Source organism: Nocardia sp. CDC159, from assembly GCF_023740735.1.
In the GTDB taxonomy this organism is placed as follows: Bacteria; Actinomycetota; Actinomycetes; order Mycobacteriales; family Mycobacteriaceae; genus Nocardia; species Nocardia pulmonis.
Genome location: NZ_JAMRXH010000009.1, coordinates 291,919 through 318,032 on the forward strand (window position 1 = coordinate 291,919; position 26,114 = coordinate 318,032).

At 70.1% G+C, this 26,114-nt stretch carries 22 protein-coding genes; 11 read left to right on the forward strand and 11 right to left on the reverse strand.

Going from position 1 to position 26,114, the window contains the following annotated elements:
• Positions 1–387 precede the first annotated feature (387 nt).
• From gatC to NDR87_RS21635, 3 genes are all read left to right on the forward strand, one after another.
• A complete protein-coding gene (gene gatC, locus NDR87_RS21625; RefSeq protein ID WP_251914831.1) occupies positions 388–684 on the forward strand; it encodes an Asp-tRNA(Asn)/Glu-tRNA(Gln) amidotransferase subunit GatC in 297 nt (98 codons plus the stop codon).
• Positions 681–2,150 carry an Asp-tRNA(Asn)/Glu-tRNA(Gln) amidotransferase subunit GatA gene (gatA, locus tag NDR87_RS21630; protein WP_251914832.1) on the forward strand — a complete coding sequence of 490 codons (1,470 nt, stop codon included), beginning with the start codon at positions 681–683 and terminating at the stop codon, positions 2,148–2,150. Before gatC ends, gatA begins: the two co-directional genes overlap by 4 nt.
• Positions 2,151–2,339: 189 nt before the next feature.
• A complete protein-coding gene (locus NDR87_RS21635) occupies positions 2,340–4,259 on the forward strand; it encodes a beta-galactosidase (RefSeq protein WP_251914833.1) in 1,920 nt (639 codons plus the stop codon).
• 28 nt (positions 4,260–4,287) lie between these two features.
• On the opposite strand, the gene NDR87_RS21640 is transcribed toward NDR87_RS21635, so the two are convergent.
• Complete coding sequence (locus NDR87_RS21640) at positions 4,288–5,676, reverse strand: alpha/beta-hydrolase family protein (protein ID WP_251914910.1); 1,389 nt, start codon at positions 5,674–5,676, stop codon at positions 4,288–4,290.
• Between the two features lie 29 nt (positions 5,677–5,705).
• The gene (locus tag NDR87_RS21645) at positions 5,706–6,434 is read right to left on the reverse strand and encodes a hypothetical protein (RefSeq protein ID WP_251914834.1); all 729 of its coding nucleotides are present in this window, start codon (positions 6,432–6,434) and stop codon (positions 5,706–5,708) included.
• A 167-nt stretch (positions 6,435–6,601) separates the two neighbouring features.
• On the opposite strand from NDR87_RS21645, the gene NDR87_RS21650 reads away from it, so the two are divergent.
• The 4 genes from NDR87_RS21650 to NDR87_RS21665 are packed head-to-tail and all read left to right on the forward strand — an operon-like array spanning position 6,602 to position 10,748.
• Complete coding sequence (locus NDR87_RS21650) at positions 6,602–7,846, forward strand: sensor histidine kinase (protein WP_251914835.1); 1,245 nt, start codon at positions 6,602–6,604, stop codon at positions 7,844–7,846.
• 57 nt (positions 7,847–7,903) lie between these two features.
• On the forward strand, positions 7,904–8,854 hold the full coding sequence (locus NDR87_RS21655) for an undecaprenyl-diphosphate phosphatase (protein ID WP_251914836.1): 951 nt from the start codon (positions 7,904–7,906) through the stop codon (positions 8,852–8,854).
• Positions 8,855–8,863: 9 nt separating this feature from the next.
• Positions 8,864–9,523, forward strand: coding sequence for a response regulator transcription factor (locus NDR87_RS21660; protein ID WP_251914837.1), 660 nt, complete (start codon positions 8,864–8,866; stop codon positions 9,521–9,523).
• A gap of 55 nt (positions 9,524–9,578) precedes the next feature.
• Complete coding sequence (locus tag NDR87_RS21665; protein ID WP_308212128.1) at positions 9,579–10,748, forward strand: serine/threonine-protein kinase; 1,170 nt, start codon at positions 9,579–9,581, stop codon at positions 10,746–10,748.
• A 107-nt stretch (positions 10,749–10,855) separates the two neighbouring features.
• Here NDR87_RS21665 and NDR87_RS21670 read toward each other — a convergent pair whose 3' ends face one another.
• The 7 genes from NDR87_RS21670 to NDR87_RS21700 form a co-directional block, all read right to left on the reverse strand.
• Complete coding sequence (locus NDR87_RS21670) at positions 10,856–11,032, reverse strand: hypothetical protein (RefSeq protein ID WP_251914838.1); 177 nt, start codon at positions 11,030–11,032, stop codon at positions 10,856–10,858.
• A gap of 158 nt (positions 11,033–11,190) precedes the next feature.
• The gene (locus NDR87_RS21675; RefSeq protein ID WP_251914839.1) at positions 11,191–12,222 is read right to left on the reverse strand and encodes an ATP-dependent 6-phosphofructokinase; all 1,032 of its coding nucleotides are present in this window, start codon (positions 12,220–12,222) and stop codon (positions 11,191–11,193) included.
• A gap of 73 nt (positions 12,223–12,295) precedes the next feature.
• A complete protein-coding gene (locus NDR87_RS21680; protein WP_251914840.1) occupies positions 12,296–13,195 on the reverse strand; it encodes a class A beta-lactamase-related serine hydrolase in 900 nt (299 codons plus the stop codon).
• Between the two features lie 128 nt (positions 13,196–13,323).
• Positions 13,324–14,178: a hypothetical protein gene (locus tag NDR87_RS21685; RefSeq protein WP_251914841.1), complete on the reverse strand. Its 855-nt coding sequence runs from the start codon at positions 14,176–14,178 to the stop codon at positions 13,324–13,326.
• A 46-nt stretch (positions 14,179–14,224) separates the two neighbouring features.
• Complete coding sequence (locus tag NDR87_RS21690; protein ID WP_251914842.1) at positions 14,225–16,774, reverse strand: protein kinase; 2,550 nt, start codon at positions 16,772–16,774, stop codon at positions 14,225–14,227.
• Between the two features lie 72 nt (positions 16,775–16,846).
• Complete coding sequence (locus NDR87_RS21695; protein WP_251914911.1) at positions 16,847–17,542, reverse strand: response regulator transcription factor; 696 nt, start codon at positions 17,540–17,542, stop codon at positions 16,847–16,849.
• Complete coding sequence (locus NDR87_RS21700; protein WP_251914843.1) at positions 17,542–18,864, reverse strand: sensor histidine kinase; 1,323 nt, start codon at positions 18,862–18,864, stop codon at positions 17,542–17,544. The genes NDR87_RS21695 and NDR87_RS21700 overlap by 1 nt, the downstream gene beginning before the upstream one ends.
• 183 nt (positions 18,865–19,047) lie before the next feature.
• On the opposite strand from NDR87_RS21700, the gene NDR87_RS21705 reads away from it, so the two are divergent.
• From NDR87_RS21705 to gatB, 4 genes are all read left to right on the forward strand, one after another.
• Positions 19,048–19,368, forward strand: coding sequence for a hypothetical protein (locus NDR87_RS21705; protein WP_251914844.1), 321 nt, complete (start codon positions 19,048–19,050; stop codon positions 19,366–19,368).
• A 27-nt stretch (positions 19,369–19,395) separates the two neighbouring features.
• A complete protein-coding gene (locus tag NDR87_RS21710; RefSeq protein WP_251914845.1) occupies positions 19,396–20,112 on the forward strand; it encodes an ABC transporter ATP-binding protein in 717 nt (238 codons plus the stop codon).
• On the forward strand, positions 20,109–22,595 hold the full coding sequence (locus NDR87_RS21715; RefSeq protein ID WP_251914846.1) for an FtsX-like permease family protein: 2,487 nt from the start codon (positions 20,109–20,111) through the stop codon (positions 22,593–22,595). The genes NDR87_RS21710 and NDR87_RS21715 overlap by 4 nt, the downstream gene beginning before the upstream one ends.
• A gap of 104 nt (positions 22,596–22,699) precedes the next feature.
• Entirely contained in the window at positions 22,700–24,211 is a 1,512-nt protein-coding gene (gene gatB / locus NDR87_RS21720; RefSeq protein WP_251914847.1) for an Asp-tRNA(Asn)/Glu-tRNA(Gln) amidotransferase subunit GatB, read from the forward strand.
• A 257-nt stretch (positions 24,212–24,468) separates the two neighbouring features.
• Here the strand turns inward: gatB and NDR87_RS21725 are convergent, their stop codons facing one another.
• On the reverse strand, positions 24,469–24,879 hold the full coding sequence (locus NDR87_RS21725; protein WP_251914848.1) for a DUF1801 domain-containing protein: 411 nt from the start codon (positions 24,877–24,879) through the stop codon (positions 24,469–24,471).
• Positions 24,880–24,922: 43 nt separating this feature from the next.
• A complete protein-coding gene (locus tag NDR87_RS21730; RefSeq protein ID WP_251914849.1) occupies positions 24,923–26,050 on the reverse strand; it encodes a PQQ-dependent sugar dehydrogenase in 1,128 nt (375 codons plus the stop codon).
• Between the last annotated feature and the right edge of the window lie 64 nt (positions 26,051–26,114).

Sequence of the window (26,114 nt, forward strand, 5' to 3'; positions counted from 1 at the left end):
ATACCCGAGTCTCGCAATACTTACACCCACGCTCGCCGCCATCGACCGGAACGCCCGCGACGACCACAGGCCATTGTCCGACGAACCGGCGGCGAAGTGCCAGTGGAAGCCAGCGGACATTGACCTGTCAACTTAATATGCGGCCACCATCCCCCTCCTCCCGGCCGCTGTTCCCCGTTGTCGCGGCCCGCTGTTCCCCGTTGTCGCGGCCCGCTGATCTCCGTTGTCGCGGCCGCGTTCCCCCTTGTTCCTGGCCACCATCCTCCATGTTCCCGGCCACCATCCCCCTTGTTCCCGGCACGTTTTTCGCCGGGATAGGCTGTTATCCGTCTCGCCCGGCGCCCCGGGCGAATCGTCAGCTCGATCCTGCCGAAAGGGGTCCCCGCGGTGCCCGCCATCTCCCGCGACGAGGTCGCACACCTCGCCCGGTTGTCCCGGCTCGCCCTGACCGAGGAAGAACTCGACCGCTACGCCGGGCAGCTGGATTCGATCCTGAGCCACGTGCGGGTCATCTCGGAGGTCGCCGCCGATGTTCCGGCCACCGCCTCGCCGAATCCGACCACCAACGTCACTCGTCCGGACGAGGTCACCGAATGCCTGACGCCCGAGCAGGCGCTGTCGGGCGCACCGGCGGTGGAGGACCAGCGGTTCGTGGTTCCGCAGATTCTGGGAGAGGGCGAATGACCGACCTGACCAAGCTGCCGGCTGCCGAGCTGGCGGAGAAGATCCACGGCCGCGAGCTGTCCTCGGTGGAGGTCACCGAGGCATATCTGCGCCGCATCGGCGAGGTGGACGGCGAGATCAACGCCTATCTGCACGTCGCGGGTGAGCAGGCGCTGGCAACCGCCGCCGAGGTGGACGCCGCCATCGCCGCGGGCACGGTGGCCTCGCCGCTGGCGGGTGTCCCGTTGGCGCTCAAGGACGTTTTCACCACCACCGATATGCCGACCACCTGCGGCTCGAAGATCCTCGAGGGCTGGATCTCGCCGTACGACGCGACGGTGACGACCAAGCTGCGCGAGGCGGGCATCCCGATCCTCGGCAAGACCAATATGGACGAGTTCGCGATGGGCTCGTCGACGGAGAACTCCGCGTACGGTCCGACGCGCAATCCCTGGGATACCGAGCGCATTCCGGGCGGTTCGGGCGGCGGCTCGTCGGCCGCGCTGGCCTCCGGCCAGGCCCCGCTCGCGATCGGCACCGACACCGGCGGCTCGATCCGCCAACCCGCCGCGATGACCGGCACCGTCGGCACCAAGCCCACCTACGGCACGGTCTCGCGCTACGGCCTGGTCGCCTGCGCCTCCTCGCTGGATCAGGGCGGCCCGTGCGGGCGCACCGTCCTCGACACGGCGCTGCTGCACGAGGTCATCGCCGGATACGACCCGCGGGATTCGACCTCGCGCAACGTGCCGGTCGCGCCGGTGGTCGAGGCGGCCCGCCAGGGTGCGCAGGCCGATCTGCGCGGCGTGAAAGTCGGTGTGGTCAAAGAGCTGCACTCCGACAGCTACCAGCCGGGCGTCATCGCCTCCTTCGACGCGGCCGTGGCCGTGCTGAAGGATCTGGGCGCGGATGTGGTCGAGGTGTCGTGCCCGAACTTCGAACATGCGCTGCCGGCCTACTACCTGATCCTGCCCAGCGAGGTGTCGTCCAACCTGGCCCGCTTCGATGCCATGCGCTACGGCCTGCGCGTCGGTGACGACGGCACCCGCAGCGCGGAGCAGGTCATGGCCGCCACCCGGGAGGCGGGCCTGGGCCCGGAGGTCAAGCGCCGCATCATGATCGGCACCTACGCCCTGTCGGCGGGCTACTACGACGCCTACTACGGCCAGGCCCTCAAGGTCCGCACCCTCATCGCGCAGGACTTCGACCGGGCCTACGAGCAGGTCGACGTCCTGGTCTCCCCGACCAGTCCGTTCACCGCCTGGCGGCTCGGCGAGAAGGTCGACGATCCGCTGGCGATGTACCTGTCGGACCTGTGCACCCTCCCGACCAACCTGGCGGGCTACTGCGGCATGTCGGTCCCCTCGGGCCTGAGCAACGAGGACGGCCTGCCGGTCGGCCTGCAGATCATGGCCCCGGCGCTGGCCGACGATCGGCTCTACCGTGTGGGCGCGGCATACGAGGCCGCGCGCGGCCCGATCGCGTAGCGAGACGAAGGCACCGCCGCCGCCGGATCCGCCGGCGGCGGCGGTGCGCACACCCCCACGGTAGGGGTCGTCCTCGCGGAATAGCCAGTTACACAACGTATTTCGGCGAAATCCGACTGTCGTTCCGCCATGTTTTCATCCGGAAGTGCCTACCCTGACAAGGGCAGGCGCACCGGATGAGGAGAAGTCATGGAGCGACGCCGTTTTCTGAAGGTCGGTGCCCTGAGCCCGATCGCCGCCATGGCCCTCACCGGGACCGCGTCGAGTTCGCCGGCGAGTGCCGCCGCGGGGCGCTCGTTCGGATTCGCCCCCGACGGCAGCGCCTTCCTCCTCGACGGAAAGCCCTTCCAGATCCGCAGCGGCGAGATGCATCCCGCGCGTATTCCCGTGCGGTACTGGCGGCATCGAATCCGCATGGCCAAGGCGATGGGGATGAACACGATCGCGCTGTATGTCATGTGGAACTACGTCGAGGAGCGCCCCGGGGTCTTCGACTTCACCACCGATCGCCGCGACATCGAGGCGTTCGTGCGGCTGTGCCAGGCGGAGGACATGTGGGTGCTGTTGCGGCCGGGCCCCTACGTGTGCGGCGAGTGGGACCTGGGCGGACTACCCGCCTACCTGCTGAGCAACCCGGATATCCAATTGCGGGTCAACGCCTTTCGCGACCCGCGCTACATGTCCGCGGTGCGCCGCTACATCGATCGGCTCATCCCTCGCGTCGAACCGCTGCTGATCGGCAACGGCGGCCCCATTCTGATGATCCAGATCGAGAACGAATACGGCTCCTACGGCAACGACGCTCAGTATCTGACGCAGCTGCGGCAGTTGTGGATCGACGGCGGCATCACCGGCCCCTTCTACACCGAGGACGGCCTCGATCAGGTACGGACCAATCGCACCATCGTTCCGGGCGGCGCGATCGCGCTCAGCGGCGGGAACGCGGCGGCGATCGCGCAGGCGCGCAAGGAGTTTCCGGACGTTCCCACCATGGCCGGTGAGGTCTATCCGGGCTGGTTGACCCACTGGGGCGATCCGGCCTTCCAGGGTGGTGACGTCGATATCTCCGCGGACCTGAAGGCCTTCATGGATCAGGGGCTTTCGTTCAACATCTATGTGATCCACGGCGGCACCAACTTCGGGTTCTACGCCGGTGCCAACGCGGACAACCGGTCCGGCCACTATCAACCCGATATCACCAGCTACGACTACTCCGCGCCGATCACCGAGCAGGGAGCGGCGACCCGGCGCTATCACGCCTACCGGGCGCTGCTCGGCGGCTATCTCGCCACATCCCTGCCCGACATACCCGCGCCGGTGCCGACGCTCGCCGGGGTGCGGTTCACCCCGACCGCGTTCACCTCGGTCTGGGACAACCTGCCCGCCCCGTTCCCGCCGGAGCGGACGGTGGATCCGGCGCCTTTCGAGATGTACGGCCAGAACTTCGGTTTCGCGCTCTACCGCAGGCCGCTGCGCGGTTACACCGGCGGCAAGCTGGACATCCGGTGGGTCCACGACTATGCGACGGTGTTTCTGAACAACACGTATGCGGGCGGCATCTCCCGGCCCGCGGTTCCGGACGCCGTCTCGAAGGCGCTGCATGTCACCAACAATGCGCCGCTCGATCTCCCGAATTCGGCCGTCGTCGGCGCCGAGCCCGTGCTCGACATACTGGTGGAGGGGATGGGCCGCACGAACTACGGACACGCCCTCGTCGACCGGAAGGGGATCCTGCGCACGGTGTCGCTTCGCGACGCAGGTCCGCTGACCGGAGATCTCACCGGCTGGCAGGTCTTCGGGCTGCCGATGGACGAGGCCTATGTGGCCGCCCTGAAGCCCCGCCTGGCCGATCCGGCCCGGCCCGGTGTGTTCTTCGAGGCGAACCTCACCCTGACCGCCGTCGCCGACACCTATCTGGACATGTCCGGTTGGACCAAGGGCTTCGTCTACGTCAACGGCCACAACCTCGGCAGGTACTGGCAGATCGGCCCGCAGCAGCGGCTCTACTGCCCGGCCCCCTGGCTCCGCAGGGGTGCGAATCGCATCGTGGTCTTCGATCTGCACCAGACGCAGGCTCGGCCGATCACATTCGAACGCACCCTCGCCTAGCGGCGGAGTCGGTCGGCGAACTCTTTGTTCAGCAGGTGCCCATCGCGGTGCCCTGCTCGGGGCCGTAGCGGTGGCCGTGGCCTGGGCCGGGGGCCAGGGCGGAGAGCAGGTCGGTGGTGGTCTGGAGGAAGCTGATCAGCGGGATCCATTGGGGGTGGGGGGCGTCGGGGCGGGTGTGGGTGAGATCGGGGGCGTGCCAGAGTAATTGGGGGGACCACTGGACCACCGGATCGGAGGAGTTGGCGAGGACGGTGGCGGCGGCGTGGTGGACGCGGATGGCCGGGGGGCCTGCCCAGAGGGCGGCGCAAACGCGGTTTCGCTGGTCGCTGTCATCGGTGAAGATGGCACTGCCCGCAGTGGCGCCGAGGCTTTGGCCGTAGATGAACAGGCGGGGGCGGTCGGGCATGGTCGACAGGCGGTGTTCTACGGCGGTGAACAGGGCGCGGGCGGACTGTTCGGCGGCGGTGCGGCCGAACAGGAAGGTGGCCCAGCTGGGCGCCTCGGAGTACTGCAGGCCGACGAGGGTGACGTCGCCGCCGAAACGCTCGTCCAGACCGGCGGCGGCGCGGGCGTCGATCCAGCCGGAACCGGTGGGTATCACCACGACCAGATTCGCGCGCTGCAGCCCACCCGAGCGCTCCAGTTCGCGAATGGCCAACCCCACCCGGGAATCCAGGTCGGGGGCTGATTCCATGCCGACATACACCCGCACCCCTCGAGCGGGTTGTCCGGCAACGAATTTCCGCCCCTCCGCACCCAGCGACGGCCAGCTCACCACCGAATCCGCACTCCCGGAACGGTTGTGGGCGATCGGCCGCACGACGGTCGGGTCCAGCTGGGCGTTGGCGGCGGCATAGGCCGACCGACGCCAATCCACCGCGGCGGGTAGCAGCGCGAACTGCGTCGCCAGCACCGCCACGACCGCCAGCCCGGCGCTGCGGGCCGCCCCCAGCCGCCGGACCACCCAGCGCACCCCGCGCCCGAGCCCGATCAGCAGCCCGGCGACCACCGTGGTCACCAGCGCGCAGCGCACCCAGTACCCCGGTCCGATCGGCGCGAACGCCATGGCCGCGCGCAGCCGGTTCTGCCACAGCCAGGCGTGCACGAGCGCACCGGCGACCACGATCACTCCGACCAGCGCGGCGGGCAACCGATACCGCGCCCACTCGCGATTGATATCGAAACCCCAGCGTCGCACCAGCATTCGGGCCAGCCCGGCCGCCGCCAGGCAGGCCGCGACCAGCAGCCCGCTCAGCACCGCCTGCGCCTCGGCCGTGCGGGGCAGCAGTCCGGGAGCAAGCGCGGCGGTCAGGCCGATCGTGACCGCGGCGGTGGTTCCGATGCGCGGCGGCGACAGCCGCGGCGCTCGCCCGGCTTCGGGAGTCGTCTCCGTGCGGTCGGTATCGGTCGAGAGGATCACTTCGAGCTCCTGTACGGAAGGCGTGTTCACGAAAGACGGTGCGGCCCAGCGGTACGCCGTCGCACGAACGCCACCACGGCGGCGAGCACGAGCAGCGCCAGCGCCCCCGGACCGAGCACGCGCAGCAGCTGGGTACCGAGCGCCGGCCCGGAAAGCTCCGTTCCGAACAGGTATTCGGGCATCGGAGCGGCATAGTCCTGGCGGCGGGAGTTGAGGTCGACCGCGGTACTGGCGACGGTCGCCAGGACATGGCATTCGGCCCGCGCGAAGGAATCCGCGCGCCCCTGGCAGGCCGAATGCATGTGCTGTTCGAGGGCGGCATCGATGCGCTGACGCGCCCACGGCCCCAGCGGATGCCCGCCGCGCGCGGCATAGCGCAGCAGGTCGTATCCGAGATCGTGTGCCTTGCAGGCGGTTTCGAACTCGTCCGGCAGCGGTATCGGCGCGGAGCAATCCCCGTTCGGCGCCACCAGCAGCCCCTGGCTGACGGTGGGCCGATAACCGGCCGACGCGGCGAAATCCGCTGGAATCGGCGCGGACCACGGCCGCGCCCCCGCGAGCTCGGCGACCGCCCGCCGCGCGTCGGCGTTCTCCACGGCCCCCGTTCCCGCCGCCACGGCCGAACCCGCGGGGCCGAACGCCATCGCGCTACCGGTGAGCAGGGCCGCCACCGCCGTGGCTCCGGCGATCCGGCGCAGCGCGCCCCGCCCGGTGGTGATCGGCCTGCCCTCGGTCTGTCGCGGTGTTTCGTTCATGCCATGAAAAGCTAGGAATCGAGCCTCGAAAGCCGCCTCAACCCGCGGATCGAATCCCGGACCGGTGCGCCGGGTGAGGCGCGGGCGGCTCTCGTACCGGGGTAGGGGGTGCCAATTCACCCGGAGGTATGAGGACGTGCGCGGGCGGGGTTCCTAGGGTCGTAACCATGGCTCGGATTGCGCAGACCGCGCGGCAGGTGGCCCGGAGTTCGCGGAAACCGGGTCGGCTGCTGCTGTGGTTCGACATGTTCACGGTTCTGCTGGGCGGGGTCTTCTTCGTCGTGGCCTGGCCCACGCTGCACCTGACCCATCAGGTGCCCGCGGCGGCGCAGCCGTTCATCGCGGGGCTGGCCGCCCTGCCGGTGGTGCTGGTGCGCCTGAATCCCGCCCTGGGCTGGGCCATCTCGGCCGGATCCGCGCTGCTGATCGCGCTGGCCATCCCGAATCAGCCGGACAACCACATCCCGTTCCAGGTGGTCCACATCCTGGCGCTGTTCGCGCTGCTGTTCGCCGTCGCCGTGCGCGCGCAGATCCAGATCGTGCTGGTGGCCTGGGCCGCGACCGCCCTGCTGATGGCCACCACCATGGCCGATGCCGGAGATTCGTTCGCCGAGGCCGCGTTCGGCTGGCCCATCGCCATGACCGGCCTGGTCGCCTTCGGCCTGCTGGTGCGCTGGCTGGTGCTCTCCCGCAAGGCCCTGACCCGGCAGGCCGAGGAGAACGAGCTCGAGCGCGCGCGCCGGGCGATCCTCGAGGAGAAGGCCCGCATCGCCCGCGACCTGCACGATGTCGTGGCCCATCACATGTCGATGGTGGTGGTCCAGGCCCAGACCGCGCCGTATCGGGTGGCCGATGTCTCCCCGGCCGCGCGGGCTGAATTCGAGTCCATCGGGGCTTCGGCGCGCGAGGCGCTCAACGAGATCCGCACCATGCTCGGCGTGCTGCGCAGCGACGGTCAGCTACCCGAACACGCCCCGCAGCCCGCGGCCGCGGATGTGCTCGCGCTGCTGGACGGGGCGCGGCGGGCCGGTGTGGCGGTGGAATGGACGATCGACGGTGCGCTGGCGGCGATTCCGGACACCGCGGGGCTGGCGCTGTATCGGATCGTGCAGGAGTCGCTGTCGAATGCCACCCGACACGCACCGCGCGCCGAGGTGCGGGTGCATCTCGCGGTCGGATCGGACGCGGTCGAGCTGGTGGTCGGCAACGGTGCCGGCGAGGTCGCGCCGAAGGGCACACCGGGCACCGGTATCGCCGGGATGCGGGCCCGGGCCGAGGCCATCGGCGGCACGCTCGCCGCGGGCCCGCGCGCCGACGGCGGCTTCGAGGTGCGGGCGCGCCTGCCGCTGGCAGTCGACGACGGCGCGCTCGTATCGATCGATCCCGCGGCCATCGGGCTGGGGAGGACGTAGGTATGGCCCCGGCACGGGTGCGGCGCGCGCCGCGCACCCGTGGGAGACTCGTCGGCGATGCTCACCTACGTCCAAGCCATCGTCATCGGCGCGCTCCAAGGCGTCACCGAACTGTTCCCCATCTCCAGTCTCGGACATTCGGTACTGGTTCCGGCCTGGATCGGCGGCTCCTGGGAAAGGCTGGTCACCGACGGCGATTCCGATCACGGCACCCCGTATCTGGCCTTCGTGGTCGCCCTGCACGTGGCCACCGCGCTGGCGCTGATCGGCTACTACCGGCGCGACTGGATCGAGATCATCACCGGATTCGCCACCACGCTGCGCACCCGTCGCATCGAGACGTCCGCGCAGCGGCTGGCGTGGCTGATCGTGCTCGCCACGATTCCGGTCGGCGTCCTCGGCCTGGTGCTCGAGCATCCGCTGCGCGCGATGTTCGCCACCCCCGTCTTCGCGAGCGTCTTCCTCGCCCTCAACGGCATCGTGCTGATCGTCGGTGAGGGTCTGAAGCGCCGCAACGGCCCCACCCTGGCCGACTACGGCCGCCGCTTCGCCGAACAGGAGGAGCGCGATCGGGCGCGGGCGCGCGGCGTGCTGATCGAGGACGACACCCGGCTGGAATCCGAGCGGCGCCTCGCCGCGCTGAGCGTCAAGGATGCCCTGGGCATCGGCCTGGCCCAATCCGGTGCGCTGCTGGCCGGATTCAGCCGCTCGGGCCTGACCATGGTCGGCGGCCTGCTGCGCGGACTCGATCACGAGGACACCGCGAAGTTCGCCTTCCTGCTGGCGACGCCGGTCATCCTCGCGGCGGGGGTGCTGAAGATTCCGGAGCTGTTCGGTCCGCAGGGCGCGCAGATCCACGGCCAGGCGCTGGTGGGCGCGATCGTGGCGGGGGTGTCGGCATGGCTGGCGGTGCGCTTCCTGGAACGGTTCTTCCAGACCCGCACCCTGCTGCCGTTCGCGGTGTACTGCCTGATCGCCGGACTTGTTTCGATCGTCCGGTTCGCGTAAGGACAATTCGTGCCAATCACCGTGTTGATCGCCGATGATCAGGCGATGGTGCGTCAGGGTTTCGGGGCCCTGCTCGCCGCCCAGTCGGATATCAGCGTCGTCGGAGACGCGGCGAACGGGAAGATCGCCGTCGCCGAGGCCAAACGGCTGCGCCCGGATGTGGTGCTGATGGATGTGCGCATGCCGGAGATGAACGGCCTGGACGCCGCCCGGGCGATCCTGGCCGCCGGATTCGATCCGCCGGTGCGGGTGCTCATGCTCACCACCTTCGACATCGACGACTACGTCTACGAGGCGTTGAGCCTGGGGGCCAGCGGTTTCCTGCTCAAGGACGCGCCCGCCGACGAACTGGTGCGCGCGGTGCGGGTGGTCGCCGAGGGGCAGGCACTGCTGGCCCCGACCGTCACCCGGCGGCTCATCGCCGACGTCATGCGCCGCCGGACGCGTCCCAGAGCGACCCCGGCCCTGGACGCGTTGACCCCGCGCGAGCGCGAGGTGCTCGAGCTGATCGCCAAGGGCATGTCCAACACCGAGATCGCCGAGGCGCTGTTCGTCGCCGAGCAGACGGTGAAAACCCATGTCTCCAAGGTATTTTCGAAGCTGAACCTGCGTGATCGGGCGCAGGCGGTGGTGCTGGCCTACGAATCCGGGCTGGTCACCCCGGGATGATCGGTCTGCTCCGGTAGGATCGCGGTCTCTGCCGTCGACGGAAGGGGAACGCAGGGTGTTGAGCACCGGTGACGTGTTCGCCGGCTTCACCATCGAGCGGCTGCTCGGCCAGGGTGGCATGGGCTCGGTGTACCTGGCGCGCCACCCGCGACTGCCCCGGCTCACGGCATTGAAGCTGCTGAACCGAGAGCTGTTCACCGACGCCGAGATTCGTGCCCGCTTCGATCGCGAGGCCGATCTGGCCGCCCAGCTCGACCATCCCAATATCGTGGCCGTCTACGACCGCGGCGTCGAGGACGAGCAGCTGTGGATCAGCATGCAGTACGTCGACGGCGTGGACGCGGCCACGGTGAACCCCTACAGCATGCCGCCCGAGCGCGCGGTGCAGATCATCGAGGGCGTCGCCGCCGCACTGGATTACGCGCACGGCAACGGCGTGCTGCACCGGGACGTGAAACCGGCCAATATCCTGCTGGCCCGCTCCGGCGCGGGCAAGGGGGAGCGGGTATTCCTGACCGACTTCGGAATCGCCCGGTTGCGTGAGGATTCCACCCATCTGACCCAGGCCGGGATGTTCACCGCCACCCTGGCCTACGCCTCGCCGGAGCAGATGACCGGGGCGGTGCTGGATCAGCGCTCCGATCAGTACTCGCTGGCGTGCGCGCTGTATTGGATGCTGACCGGGACCGGCGCCTTCGATTCCGACAATCCCGACGAGGTCATTCGCGGCCATCTGCAGTTGCCGGTGCCCTCGGCCAGCGCGCGGCGGCCCGGCCTGTCCCCGGCCGTGGACGCGGTGATCGCGCGGGCGATGGCCAAGCGCCCGATCGAACGCTTCGCCACCTGCGCGGATTTCGCCGCCGCGGCCAAGCGGGCGCTGACCGCTCCGGCTCCGCGGTTACCGGTCGCGCCGCCGGTGGTCGCCGGGTATTCGCCGGGCGCGCAGGCGTTTTCCCCGGCACCGCCGCCCCCGCTGGAGTCGACGGTGGCGATCGGCTCGCCCCCGGTGCCCAATCACCTCACTCCCCAGGCGTATTCGGCCGCGCCGATCCTGACATCGGCCCCACCACCACCCGGCTATGCGCCGGGCTATCCGCCCGCTCCCACCGCCGCGCTGTCGAACACACGCCGCTCCGGCCCGCCGCTCGGCTGGATCGTCGCCGCCGCGGTCGTCGTGGCCGTCGTGCTGGTTGTTGTCGTGATCGCGCTGGCCGCCACCGGCTGAGGCCCGGGCATCGGCGCGCGCGTAATCCCGGTGTGGTGGTCCGTGTTCACCGCCCTTGCCCGGACCCGCTGCCGCCGTGGGCTACCGTGCCCGCCGTATCGCATCCATCACGGCGCGGCGCGTTCGTCGAGCACCATATGCCCGCCCTCCACCAGGATGTGGCGGGCCCGTCTTCGCACCCGGCAGTCGTCCACGGTGCAGCACATATGGATCTGCATCGCCTCGTGGGCCTGTTCGGGCGTCAGCGGACCGGGGTCGAGAGTGCAGTCGAAGATGGACATCATCGTGACAACCAGCGTTCTTCGCGAGCCATGACGTGCAAGAACCAACGTTGAAAAGCGTATCGAGATCCCGGCGAAGAACGTGCCGGGATCAGGAGAATCTCCGACTACGCCGGGATTGCGAAATGGTGCTCATGCGTGTCGGCTCGGCGCGGCGCGCCTCACCCGAAGAAGGCCGCCGCCTCGCCGTAGCGATCCGAGGGCACCAGCTTGAGCTGTTTGGTCGCCTCCGACAGCGGCACGAGATCGATCTCGGTACCGTGCAGCGCGACCATCTGCCCGAATTGCCCGTCGTGCACCGCCTCCGCCGCGTGGACGCCGAATCGCGTGGCCAGCACCCGGTCGTAGGCGGTGGGCTTGCCGCCGCGCTGCACATGACCGAGCACCGTGGTGCGCACCTCCTTGCCGATGCGCCGCTCGATCTCCACCCCGAGCTGGTGGGCGACACCGGTGAACCGCTCGTGCCCGTATTCGTCGACACCGCCCTCGCGCAGCGTGAACGAACCCGGCGCGGGCTTGGCGCCCTCGGCCACCACGCAGATGAAATGCGAATCACCGCGCTGGAAGCGCCGTTTGATCATGGTGCACACCTCGTCCACGTCGAACGGCTCCTCCGGAACCAGCGTGAGATGCGCGCCCGAGGCGATGCCGCAGTTGATCGCGATCCACCCGGCGTGGCGGCCCATGACCTCCACCAGCATTACCCGCTGATGCGATTCGGCGGTGGTGTGCAGCCGATCGATGGCGTCGGTGGCGATGCTGACCGCGGTGTCGTGGCCGAATGTGGTGTCGGTGAGGTCGATGTCGTTATCGATGGTCTTGGGCACGCCGACCACCGGGACGCCCTCGTCGGCCAGCCAGCTCGCCGCCGTGAGGGTGCCCTCGCCGCCGATCGGGATGAGCGCATCGATGCCGTTGTCGTCCAGGGTCTGCTTGATCCGGCCGAGCCCGGCGCGCAGCACCTCCGGATTGGTGCGCGCGGTGCCGAGCATGGTGCCGCCCTTGGTGAGCAGCCGGTCCGTGCGATCGTCGTTGTGGATGTGGATCTTGCGATCCTCGAGTAGGCCGCGCCAGCCGTCCTGAAAACCCACGATCGCGTCGCCGTAGCGGCCGTTCGCGGTGCGAACGACCGCCCGGATGACCGCGTTCAAGCCTGGGCAGTCCCCGCCTCCGGTCAAGACTCCGATGCGCATACCGGCTATCTTGCCGGGCGCGGGCCGAGAACGCAGCCCCGCCCCCATGTGAACCTTCGGTAACCGGGCGCGATCAGCGGCAGTGCCCGGTCGGCAGCTCACCGAGATGCTCGTCCACCAGCGCCGCCAATTTGTCGAGGATCTGGGTGCCCTCGGCGAAGGCGCCCGAACTGGCCTGTGCCGCAAGCGCGATCGCCACCTGCCCGTTCGGGGCCTTCACCACGCCGAACTGGCGGACCAGATAGTTGCCGTCGGCATCGGGGCCCCAGCCGCCCTTGAATTCGGCATTGTCCAGCCGCCCCAGCCCCCACTGCTGCCCCCACACCACCCGGCTCATCAGCTCGGTGACGGAATCGGCCTCGGGCAGACAGGGCAGTCGCGAGGCGAATCGCACCTGATCCGACAGCGACCAGTCGGCCTGACCGAACGACGAGTAGTCCGGCCGGACGCGGCTGGCGGGAACCTTGGTGGCGCCGTCACCGCCCTCGCGCAGCACGCTCTCGACGGCGTGGGCGGCGACATCGGGGGTGCCCAGCGCCTGCCAGAGCACCTCGGCGGCGTAGTTGTCGGATTCGGTGATGGCCGCGGACATCTGATAGGTGCTGGTATTTCCGTTGGCGCGCAGCACGGCCAGGGTCAGCGGCACCTTCATCGTGGACCAGGCCGGACCGCCGGTCCAGTCGCCCATCTCCGAGATCTGATCACCGCCGACCGCGGCGATCGCCAGGCCGACCCGGCCGCCGAGGGCAGGTCGCAGTTCGGCGAAATCGGCGGCCAGGGAACCGGGCAGCGCGACGACCGCACCGGTGGCCAGGGTGGACGGGCGGGTGGTCGTCTCGATCGGGCCGCTGTCGGAGGCCGAGGAACAGGCCGTGGTCCCGGCCGCCAACGCGACGCCACACAGCGCGGCTGCGGCTCGCGCGCGAAAGTTCCCGGCCCACCGGCCCTTCGGCCGTCTTCGCGGTGTATCCACCCGCTCACCTCCAACATTCAGGGGCCGGCGCGTATCCGCGCCACCCACTAGTCGAGGCATTCTTCGCGGTGACCGGCGTCGGGTCAAATACCGTGACCGAAGGTGTCACATATGCGACGAAATCGGTGTCAGCGCTTGCACAATCCGCCGCCCAGCTCGTGGACGTGTCTGGCCAGCAGCGCGGCCAATTTGTCCAGCATGGCCGTGGCGTCCTCGAAGGCGCCCGAATCCGGTTGTGCGGCAACGGCCACCGCGAGCTGTCCGGACCAGGTTGGCACGAGGCCGAATTGGCGCACCAGATAGGCGCCGGTCTCGTCGTCGGGCCCCCAGCCGCCCTTGAACTGCGCGCCGACGAACGCGCCCAAACCCCAACTCTGGCTGGGGGTTATCTGGCTCATCAGCTTGATCACCCGCCCGGAATAGCGCAGGCAGGGCAGCCGCGAGGCGAAGCGGACCTGGTTGAGCAGCGTCCACTGGGTCGCGCCGAAGGCCAGCGGATCGTCGACCGATTCCCGGGCCTGCGGGTTGTGTCGATCGGCGATATCGGTTGTGGTGTCGCCGCTTTCACGCAGTACGCCCTCCACGGCGCGCGCCGCCTTTTCGCCGCCGCCGAGGGCGTCCCACAATTCCTGTGCAGCATCGTTGTCCGAGGAGGTGATCGCGGCCGAGGCGGTCGCGGCCATGCCGACCGGATCGCGGCGCAGCGCCGCCAGCGCCAACGGCACCTTGATGGTGGACCAGGCGATGCCGGTGCTCCAGTTGCCCAGGGTGAGAGCGCGATCGGCGCCGACCGGCATGACCGCGAGCCCCACGCTGCCGTGCAGGTCGTTCTGCAGCTGCGCGAAATCGGCGGCCAGCGAGGCCGAGGCGGACAGGGTGCCCGCGGCCGGTTTGAGCGTCGTCAGCGGGGGCTGGACCGCGGCCCGATCCGGTGTCGGCACTCCGGCGTGGGCCGTACATCCCGCCGCGGCGAGCAGCGCCACCAGCAGCAACGATCGTCGAAAAGCCCTGCGTCGAACCGGTCTCACGTCAATAGACATACACCACCGCGTTGTCGCCGCCCGTGCAGGTGACCAGTTGTCCGGCGGCGGTACAGCTCATGGTGTACGAGCGGCCGGTCGCGGGGCTGGTCGCCACCACCGAGGTGGGGCCGGTCGCGCCCGCGGCCTGGGTGTTCGAGGACTGCGGCTCCACCGCCTTGGCGTAGGCCTTGCGGACCTCCTCGGCGAAGCCGCAGGTCGTGACCGTGGAGCCGGTGGCGGACTTGGCGAATCGTCCCGTCGTCGTAGTGGCGGGCGGGCAGGCGGTGGCACCCACCGGCGGGGTGGCGGCCCCGGTCGTCGTCGGCGGGGCGGTCGTGGTGGGGTTCGGCGCGGCGGTGGTGGCGGTGGTGCGGCCCGGGGTCACCGTCGGGGCGGCCGGTCCGGTCGCGACCGCGGGGCGGTTGTCGTCGGGTTTGTTCATCACATGCCAGCCGACCGCGCCGGCGATCGCCGCCAGCACGACACCGCAGACGCCCAGCACGATCGGCACCGCGATGGACCGCCTGCGCTCCTGGCGGCGCGGCTCGGCCGGATCGTAGTCGTAGTCATAGTCGTCGTACCCGCCGTCGTCGGGTCCGGCGTACTCACCGCGGGGCGGAAAGTCGTGTCGCGGCGGCAGTTCCCACGGTGCGGGCGGGCGTGCCTGCGCCTGCGGCGGGAGCGGGACGAACTGGAATTCCTCGGGCCGCACCAGGGTCGGATCGGCCGGGTGGATCACCGGCAGATCGCCGGTGCCGTCCTGGTCCGCCTCGGGATCGGTCGGCGGAATGATCCGCAGGGTCCCGGTGGTCTCGTAGGTCCGCGTAACCGCCTCCGGCGCCGCCGCATCCGCCCCGGGCAGATCCTCGCGGTTCAGGAAGGTGGTGGCCGAATCCGCCGTCGACGGCTGCCCCGTCCCGGCCCCGGTCCGCATGACCATCGTCGGCGACCCACCCGGCGGCGCGGCCGCCTCCGGCGCGGGCGGTTCCCGCCGCTGCGCGACCGTCGGCTCCTCCGACTCGTCGATCGGATACCCCTGCGCGGCCGGAGCTCGGCCCGTGCCGTCGGGGGCCTGCGCCGGCGGCACGCTGGCGGGATAGACCCGAGTGGTATCCGAGGGCCCCGCGGGATCGCGCGGGCGCATCTGCGCCGGAATGGTCGGCCCCTCCGGCCCGAACGGCTGGAAGGTGGTGGGCTCGGACGGAATACGCCCCGGGCCGGGACCGGCCGGGAGGTAGGCGGTGGCCGTCGCATCGGTCTCGCCCGGCCTCGGGCCGGGCGGTTCCGCCGCCGATCGAGACATACCGTCGGGCACCGGGCCCGGCCGGGCGTGAACGCCCGCCTGCGAGGGGTTGTCCGCGGGGAAGACGTGGCCCGGGCGGGCAGGGGCATCGGCGCGTGCGGAGTTGTCGGTCGGGAGCACGTGGCCCGGTCGGGCGGGAGCGTCCGCGCGTGCGGGGTTGTCCGCGGGGAACGCGTGGCCCGGGTGGGCGGGCTCATCCGGTCGGGGCGGTTGGCCCGGGCCGGGCTCCGCGCCGGTTTCCGGCCGGGCTCCCGGGCCGGAGACCGGAGGCGTCTTCGGTGGGGTGCCGAGCAGGGAGCGGACCGGTCGGGCCGCGGCGGGTGCGCCCGGGATGCCGGGAGCGGCCTGCAGCGGCTCGCCGAACATGAACAGCTTGTCGGGAGCGGGCGGTGCGTCGGGGGTGGGCGGGGTGGGAGGCACCGCGATGCCCAGGGCCGCGGCGGCCGCATCGGCGAACTCGCTCGCGGTCGCGAAGCGGTCGGCGGGGGATTTGGCCATGGCGTGGGCGATGACGGCGTCGAGGGCCTCGGGAACGTCGGAGCGCCGCAGGCTCGGCCGCGGCGGCGGCTCGGACAGATGTGAGCGGATCAGCACGCTCACGCTCTGCGCCGGGAAGGGCGTTGCTCCGGTGAGGCATTCGTGCAGGACACAGGCCAGCGAGTAGATGTCGGCGCGGCCGCTGACCGGCCCGTCGTCGAACCGCTCGGGCGCCATGTAGATGTAGGAGCCGATGGCCGTGCCCGCCAGGGTGATCGCGGTATCGCCCTCGCTGCGAGCGAGGCCGAAGTCGGCGAGATAGGCGAAATCCGCGGCGGTGACGAGGATGTTCGCGGGCTTCACATCGCGATGGACGAGTCCGGCGGCATGCGCGACGTCCAGCGCCGAGGCCACCTGCGACACGATCGACACGGCGCGCTCGGGGGCCATCGGTCCCTCCTCGCGCAGTAGCGCCCGCAGGTTCTGCCCGCGCACCAGCTGCATGTCGAGGTAGAGCACGCCGTCGATCTCGCCCGCCTCGTGCACCGAGACCAGGTGTGGATCGGACAGGCCGGCGGCCGCCCGCGCCTCCCGGCGGAACCGCTCCCGATAGTTCGGATCCGGCGTTGATTGCTCGGGCAGCAACTTCAGCGCGACCAGCCGATCACGCCGGCTGTCGTAGGCCTCGTAGACCTCGCCCATGCCGCCCCGACCGAGCAGCGAGCGCAACTCGTAGGGGCCGAACCTGCTCCCGACCCGGGACCTCGGTGCGTCCACCGGTGAAACCTCCACATCCCTGGGCAGGGTGCGAAACCCGTGCCCGGTGTCGCACCGGGGTTGCCTGCCCCTCTAGGGTGCCGATTCTCCGGGTGCGACCACGCCGTGGTCAAACGCGAAGACGATCGCCGCGGCCCGATCGCGCAGCCCGAGCTTGCCGAAAATGTGTCCTACGTGGCTCTTTACCGTCACTTCCGAGATTCCGAGTTCCGCGGCGATTTCTCCGTTGACGCGCCCGCGACCGATCAGCTTCAGCACCTCGAACTCGCGCGCGGTCAATTCGTCCAGCCGCGATCGGGCATTGGCCGAAGCCGGTCGGACCGACCGATAGGCCGACAGCACCCGGCCGGTTACCGAGGGGTCGAGCCACGAACCACCGGTGGCGACGGTGCGGACGGCGCGGATGAGATCCTCGGCGGGCGAATCCTTCAGGATGAACCCCGCCGCCCCCGCGCGCAGCGCCCCGGACAGCAGCTGATCGTCGTCGAAGGTGGTGAGCACCAGCACCGGCGGCGCGTCCTCGCGAGCGCGCAGCGCCCGGGTGGCGTCGATCCCGCCGATCCGCTTCATCCGCAGATCCATCAGCACCACATCCGGCCGCTGGGCGGCGATCGCGGCGGGCACCTCGTCGCCGTCCGCGCATTCGCTCACCACGAATCCATCCCGGCGGCGCAGGATCCGGCGCAGGCCGCCGCGCACCAGCTCCTGATCGTCGACGACCAGTACGGCGACGGTGTCCTCCTCGGTGGCCTGGGTCGATGACGGGATCACATACCCTCCTGCAACTTTCGAGTTACCGATGTGATGGCCTCGCGCACCACTCGCAGCGGATCGTCCTGCCCGGTGAGCAGGCACATGAGACCGGATTTGGGCGTGTCCACCGGGAGCTGGGCGTGCACGACCCAGCGGTCGTCCTTCGGCCCGGCGCTCAGCGTGCCTCCGACGAGCGTCGCGCGCTGCGTCATTCCGGAGATGCCCATACCCCGGCCGCGGCGCGCGGGCGGTCCGTCGGGCAGCGTATTGGCGATCGAGGCGGCCGCGGCCGCGGCCGTGACCTCGATGCGCAGCGTGACCCGCGCGCCGGGTGCGTGCTTGGCCACATTGGCCAGCGACTCCTGGCAGATCCGGAACAGCGTCAAACCCGTTGCCGCGGAGACCAGCCCGACCTCGCCGGTGAGCCGATAGTCGAGGTCCAGGCCCGCGCGCACGAAATCGTCCACCAGATCCGCGATGTCGTCGAGACCGGGTTCCGGGCGCAGATTGGTGGGCGCCTGATCCAGCAGCCCGACGGTGCGCCGGATATCGGTCATCGCCTGGCGCCCGAGCCGCTCGGCATCGGTGAGCGCGTCGACGGCCTCGTCGACGTCGCGGTCGGTCTGCAGGGCGTGGCGCGCGGCCGTGAGGTGCAGCAGGGTGATGCTGAGCGAGTGCGCGATCACATCGTGGACCTCGCGCGCGATGCGCCGACGCTCCTCGTTGGCCGCCTGGGTCGCGCGGATCTCCTGATTCTCCCGTTCCTGATAGAGCGACCGGCGCTGCAACTGCAACATCAGGCCGACCATCCAGCCGAGCACGATGCCGGTGGCATACATCGGCAGGCCGCGGTCGACATGGTCGATCGAGTAGAACACCAGCACCTCACCGACCGCGACCACGGTGAAGGCGAAGCTGATCGACTTGCGCGGAATGATGGCGGCCAACTCGCCCGCCGCGACGGTCAGCACCAGCGAGGCGCAGTCGGGGTAGACCGGCTGGGCGAGGAACAACCCGGTGGCCACCAGCGCCGTGACGGCGTAGACCACCGGCTTCGGCTTCACGTCGAACAGGAAGAACACCGGGAAGACCAGGATCAGGATCAAGGTCGCCAGAAACGGCAGTCCCGTCGAAAAGTAATCGTGCCGAAGGGCCGCCGCCGCGACTGCCGTGAGCGCCACGCAGATATCCGCGACGAGGATGACCGACGGCGGATAGTCGTAGCCCTGCGCTTCCGCGGTACGGCGGAACGTCTCGACCGGATCGCGCAGGAACTCCACGATCCGGTCGCGGATGCGCGGCGGCCTGGTCGCCGCGGCGGCGCTGGTCACCTCCATCGTCCCAGGCTAGCCGGACGGACCGGGCGCGCTCATCGTTCCCGGAGCGGGCCCGGTGTCCTACCCCGGTAGGAGCCCGAGTCTCGTCTCCGGCACGAAGAATCCGGCCGTGCGGGTCCGTAACGTGTGTGCCACAGTGCCCGCCGAGCCATTGCGGGCACCCGAGGGGAGGAGGTGGATGCGATGTCGTGGACCGATCTGCACGCTCGTACCGAAATCCTGCACGCGGTACTCGCTCGCGCGGCCGTCGATCCGGCCAATCCGGCGCTGCTGCACGATCTTCCGGACAGCGAGCGGCTGTTCGGGGGACCGGAGGGGGTGCTGGCGGCACTGCGGTACCGGTGGGACAACCATCTACGCGCCAAACTCGATCAGGCGCTGTCGCAGGGCCAGTCGGCGGCCGAGGCGTATCTGGAACTGGCGGCCGAGCAGCCGGTGCTGCGCGCGGTGCTCGATTACCAGGACGCGCGCCGCTGGCAGGCCGACCGTGTACCGGCCTGCTGATCACACGACAAGAGAGGGTGGGACACCGTGTTGGAACTGACGAACGTCGTCAAGGAGTATCGAGTGGGCGGCCAGCGGGTCCGCGCGCTGGATGGGATCGATCTGCGCATCGAGGCGGGGGAGTTCACCTCGATCATCGGACCGTCCGGCTCCGGCAAGAGCACGCTGCTGCATCTGCTGGGCGCGCTGGATTCGCCGGATTCGGGCTCCATCACCTTTCAGGGGGAGGAGATCGGCGATCTGGACGACGATCGTCAGTCCGAATTTCGGCGGCACCGGGTGGGTTTCGTGTTCCAGTTCTTCAATCTGCTGCCGACGCTGTCGGCCTGGGAGAACGTGGCGATTCCGAAACTGCTGGACGGCAATGGATTACGTAAGGCCAAGCCGCGGGCCCTGGAGCTGCTGCGGCTGGTCGGGCTCGGGGATCGCGCCGAGCACCGGCCCGCGGAGCTGTCCGGCGGGCAGATGCAGCGCGTCGCCGTGGCGCGGGCGCTGATCATGGATCCGCCGCTGATCCTGGCCGACGAGCCCACGGGCAATCTGGATTCCAAGACGGGCGCGGCGATCTTAGCGCTGCTCGGCGACATCACCAGCGCCGGGAATTCGGTGGTGATGGTGACCCATGACATGGGCGCGGCGCACTACTGCGACCGGGTGGTTACCCTGCGAGACGGGCGAATCGGCTCGATCGCCCCCGGCGAACACGCCGGCGCCCGCCGCGACCAGGCTGCGGTGCGCGGGTGATCGCCGCCTGGGATCGGTTGCGGCTGTTCAATATCGGCGAGCTGCTGGCCCACCGCGGCCGCACCCTGCTGTCGCTGGTCGTGATGGCGGTCTCGGCGGGACTGCTGGTGGCCACGTTGAGCATCTCCGAATCGGTCACCGGGTCGGTGGACCGGCTGACCCGCGGCCTCGGCGGCAAGGCGCAGCTCGAGATCACCGGCGTCACCGACGCGGGATTCGATCAGCAACTGCTGCAACAGATCCGGGAGGTGCCGGGGGTGGGCGCGGCGGTGCCGATGCTGCGGGCCCGGATCGGATCGGACGCGGATCGGGCGCTGCTGGTGGGCGCGGACGCGAGCGTGACGCAGCTGGGCGGCGATCTGGATGCCTCACTGCGCGATTGGGCCGTCCGGCTGCTGTCGGTGCCGCGCGGCGTGCTGGTCGGTGCGGCAATGGGACACCGGGAGGGCGAGCAGTTCCGGATCGGGTCCCAGACGGTGACCGTCGCGGGCGTGCTCGACGACGCCGTTTCCAAGCGGCTCAACCAGGGTCATATCGTGATCACGACGCTGCCGCTGGCGCAGCAGCTGATCGGCCGCACCGGGCAACTGGACTCGATCGAGATCGTACCCGTCGCGAATGCCGATGTGGCCGAGTTGCGTTCGGCGCTCACCGAGGTCGTGGCCGGGCGGGCGGTGGTGGCCGATCCATCCCTGCGCACGGCACAGGCCGGGGGCGCGGTGGTGCTGGTGCGGTATTCCACCATCGCGGCTTCGGCCGCCGCGCTGATCGTTTCGGGCTTTCTCATCTACAACGCGATGAGTATGGCCGTGGCGCAGCGCCGTCCGGTGCTGTCGCTGCTGCGCGCGATCGGCGGGCGAAGGCGGGCCATGGTGCGCGATCTCATCGTCGAGGCGGGTCTGCTGGGGCTGGTCGGTGGCCTGGTCGGGGCGCTGATCGGAATGGTGCTGGGGCGCAAGGCGATCGGCAGCCTGCCGTCGGCGATCGTGCAGTCGGTCGATGCCCGGCCCGAGTATCTGGTCCCGGCCTACGCGATACCGGTGGCGGTGGCGGCGTGCATCGTGGCGAGCGTGGCCGCCGCGGGGATCGCGGCTCGGCAGGTCTACAAGGTGGCGCCCATCGAGGCGCTGGCGCCGGTGGGGGTGTCGCGTTCGGACGCGGTGAATCCGCTACTGCGGTGGGCCGCGGTCGCCGGGGGCGTGGCGCTGATCGGCGCGGCGATCGCGTTGGCTCGGGCCGATATCGGGCGCTATTCGATCGCCTCGATCTCGATCTCCATCACCGGCGCGGTCCTGCTCTGCTATGCGTTCACCACGCCGATCGTACGCGCGGTCGCCGCGGTGGCCCGGGTGTTCGGTGCGCCGGGCGCCCTGGGCGCCACCACCGTGGAGCGCGCGCCGCGGCGGGTGTGGGCGACGGCCATGACGGTGATGATCGGCATCACCGCCGTCGTCGCCATGGGCAGCGCGTCGAAGAATCTGGCGGATTCGGCCGGGACGAGTTTCGAGAGCCTGAGCCACTCGGACGTCTACATCAGCCCGACCTCGTGGGCGGAGTTCCCGACCGGGCCGATCCTGCCCGCCGAGCTGCGCGACCGGGTCGCCGCCGTGCCGGGGGTGGGCCGGGTGGGCAGTGCGCAGATGGCCTTCGCGACCCTGGGCGGCGGCCGGGTGATGCTGCAGGGCTATCCGGACGTCGACAAGGCCTATCCGGTGCCGCTGGAGCAGCGGGTGCGCGAGCGGCTGGTGCGCGGCGAGGGAGTGGTGATCTCGCGCGATGTGGCCAAGGACCGCGGCGTGCGGGAGGGCTCGACGCTGGACCTGCCGACACCCACCGGAGTCAAGAAAACCGAAGTGCTGCAGGTCATTCCGTACTTCTCCGCGATCGCCGGGGTGGTGGTGCTCAATATCGACGTCATGCGGCAGTGGTATCAGCGGCCGGGCGAGACCATCCTCGCCGTGGACTTCACCCGGGACGCCGATCCGGTCGCGGTGACGGCGGCCATCCGCGCGGTCGTACCACCCGAGCTGCACGTGGATCTCGGGCGCGATGCCGTGGCCGCGATCTCGGCGGGAGTGCGACAGGGGACCTCGCTCAGCGGTGCCATCCTGTGGATCGTGGTGCTGGTATCGACCGTGGCCCTGCTGAATACGCTGATGCTGTCGGTGCTCGAACGCCGCCGCGAACTCGGTGTCCTGCGGGCCATGGGCACCAGCCGACGATTCCTGTTGCGCACGGTGCTCGCCGAGGCCGCGGGGATCGGCGTGGTCGGCGCGGCGCTGGGGCTGGGTATCGGCGCGGCCGTCCACTATCTCGCGACCATCGCGCTGGGCAACGCCACCAGTATCGATGTCACCTATCAGGCCGGACCGATGCTGCTGGTCTACGCCGTGGCCGCGCTCATCCTGGCCCTGCTGGGCTCGATCCCACCGGCGCTGCGCGCGGCCCGCATGCCCATCGTCGAGGCGATCGCCGTCGATTGATCGGCGACTCATAAACTGTGCGTTATGAGCGAGCGCAGCGAGCGAATCATCAACACAGCCGCAGGCGCGGTCATGACCGCGCAGAGCGCCAGCGAGGTACGGGCATGAGCGCGCCCACCGTGGATTTGATGGACTACGCCGATGTGATCGACACCTACGAGCCGGTACTCGGCCTGGAGGTGCATGTCGAACTCGGCACGCGGACCAAGATGTTCTGCGGCTGCCCGACCACGTTCGGCGCCGAGCCCAATACCCAGGTGTGCCCGGTCTGCCTGGGCCTGCCCGGTTCGCTGCCGGTGGTGAACCAGCAGGGCGTGGAGGCGGCGATCCGCATCGGGCTGGCGCTCAACTGCGAGATCACCCCGTGGGGCCGGTTCGCGCGCAAGAACTACTTCTATCCGGACCAGCCGAAGAACTACCAGATCAGCCAGTACGACGAGCCGATCGCCCACGACGGTCACCTCGACGTGCTGCTCGACGACGGCAGCACCTTCCGGGTCGAGATCGAGCGCGCCCACATGGAGGAGGACACCGGTAAGTCCACCCACGTGGGTGGGTCGACCGGTCGCATCCACGGCGCCAGTCACTCGCTGCTCGACTACAACCGCGCGGGCGTGCCGCTCATCGAGATCGTCACCAAGCCGATCACCGGCGCGGGCGAGCGCGCGCCCGAGGTGGCCCGCGCGTATGTCACCGCGCTGCGCGATCTGCTGAAGTCGCTCGGGGTCTCCGATGTGAAGATGGAACAGGGCTCGCTGCGCTGTGACGCCAATGTCTCGCTGATGCCCAAGGGCGCCAAGGAATTCGGCACCCGCACCGAGACCAAGAACGTCAACTCGCTGCGCAGTATCGAGGTCGCGGTGCGCTACGAGATGCGCCGCCAGGCCGCGGTCCTCGCGACCGGCGGCACCGTGGTGATGGAGACCCGCCACTTCCACGAGACCGACGGCACCACCTCGCCCGGCCGCCTCAAGGAGACCGCCGAGGACTACCGCTACTTCCCGGAGCCCGATCTCGAGCCGATCGCGCCCGATCCGGCCTGGGTCGAGGAACTGCGCGCCACGATTCCGGAGTATCCGTGGCTGCGCCGTGCGCGCATCCAGGCCGAGTGGGGCCTGTCGGACGAGGTCTTCCGCGACCTGATCAACGCCGGGGCCCTCGATCTGATCATCGCGACCGTCGACGCGGGCGCCTCGGTCGACGCCGCCCGCTCCTGGTGGGTCAACTACCTCACCGAGAAGGCCAAGGAGCGCGAGGTCTCCCTCGACGAGCTGCCCATCACCCCCGCCCAGGTCGCCGAGGTCGTGGCCCTGGTCGACGCCAAGACCATCAACAGCAAGGTGGCCCGCCAGGTCGTCGATTTCGTCCTCGCGGGCGAGGGCGACCCGAACCGGATCGTCGAGTCCAAGGGCCTCGGCATGGTCTCCGACGACTCCGCCCTGCAGGTCGAGGTCGACAAGGCCCTCGCCGCCAACCCCGACATCGCCGACAAGATCCGCCTCGGCAAGATCCAGGCCGCGGGCAAGATCGTAGGCGACGTCATGAAGGCCACCCGAGGCCAAGCCGACGCCGCCCGCGTCCGCGAACTCGTCCTCGCCGCCTGCGGCGCCGCCTGACCTCCCCCGCAACGGCACCTCGAGCCCCGGCCCGAGGTGCCGTTCGCCTACCTATGGCCCGCAGCGTGGCTCCTCTCGTTGCCCCGCAGCGTGGCTCCTCTCGTTGCCCCGCAGCGTGGCCCGTCTCGTTGCCCCGCAGCGTGGCTCCTCTCGTTGCCCCGCAGCGCGGCCCGTCTCGTTGCCCCGCAGCGTGGCCCGTCTCGTTGCCCCGCAGCGTGGCTCCTCTCGTTGCCCCGCAGCGCTTTTTGCTGCGGGCTTCAACCTCGCGGCAACGGCGGGACGCGATGGGTGGTGGCGAGCTCGATCAAGGTGCGCACGGCGGGGCGGTGCAGTTGGTCGGTGTTGGTGATCTTCATCGAGCGCATGAGTTTGCCGCCGCCGTCGATCAGCAGGTGCTCGGGGTCGGGGAGTTCGGTGCCGTAGTAGAAGCCGAGGCGGAGGTAGCGGGGGAACAGCGACAGGTAGCAGAAGTGCTCGGACATCTTCCTCGGCCCGGTGCCGTAGCTGGCCGTGCCCTGATTCGGCCAGACCAGCTCCACCGCCCGCGGCATGACATCGAGGATCAGCGCGCGCGCCTCGACCGCGAATTCGCCGACCCGCGGATCGAAGCGCGCGATGAGCTCCTGGAACTGCTCCGGTCGAGGACCTGAATCTGTGTTGGTGGACAAGCTCAGCTCCTTTCGTCGAGTTCCGGCCGACGGCCCGGCCGGATCAGTCCGGCCCGCCACCCGCACCGCCCTTCGGCGGCGGAATGCGTACCACCCGATCGTCGAACGGTCCGGGTTTGCCCTGCTTGTTGATGGTGCCGACCCAGACGAACCCGTCCGGGGCGAGGGCCGCCCCGTTGAGCGCGCCGTACTTGTCCTGCGCGGCCATCGCGGGCGCGGTGGTGACGGCGTGGGTCTTGGGATCGGCGTCGGCGAAGGCCAGGGCCTTGGCATCGGTCATGGCGATCGCCACCCCGTCTACGGCGGCCGCGCATCCGGCGACCCCCGGATGATCCGGCCAGGTCCAGGCCGTGCTCACGGTCCCGTCGGCCGCCACCCGCTGCAGCCGATCCGCGGCGGCGGTGCGATCGGTGAACCAGATGCTGTCCTTGTGATCCGGGCACACCCCACCGGCCACGCCCACCCCGGAGGCGAGCACCTGCGGATTGGAGCCGCCCGGCGCGGGATCGTCGATGCGCAGCAGCTTGCCCGCCAGCGATCCGCGATCCGCCGCCGCACCCGGATTCCCGCCATCCCCGGTCAACACCAGCATCTTGTCGTCGAGGAAATCGATCGCACCGCGATTTCCGGTGGAGCCCTTCGGAATTCCGGTCAGAATCGGCTTCACCGAGCCACCCGCGCCGATGCGCACCACCCGATTGTCCGACGGGGTGGTGACATAGGCGTAGATCAGCCCGTCCTCGCTGTAGGTCGGGGACAGCGCGACATCGGTCAGCCCGCCGTCACCGGCGGCGTCCACATCCAGCCGGGCCACCTCGACCGGCTGCGGCTGCGGCTGATCCGGCGTGACGACGGTGACCTTCAGAATCCGGCCGCTGACCCGCTCGGTCACCAGCCCCTGCTGACCGTCCGGCAGCGGCGCGACCCCGCCGGTGGTGTCCAGGCAGGTCCCGATGACGAGCGGATCCGGATCGATGCACGGCCCGGTGGGTCGCGGCGCCGCCGACGGGGGAGTCTTGGGCGCATTGGTCGGACCCATACCCTCGGGGTGCACGGTCGGCGCGGGGGTGAACGGTTTGGACGCGGATTCGTCGAAGCGCGCGCAGCCGACCGCCAGACCGGCGGTGACGGCCACGACCGATGCGACCCGGCCGGCGACAACCCAACTCATGGCTCAGACGTTACCGTCTCGGCTCGACGGGACACGCCGCCGCCGCACGGGCGCGAACCGGCCC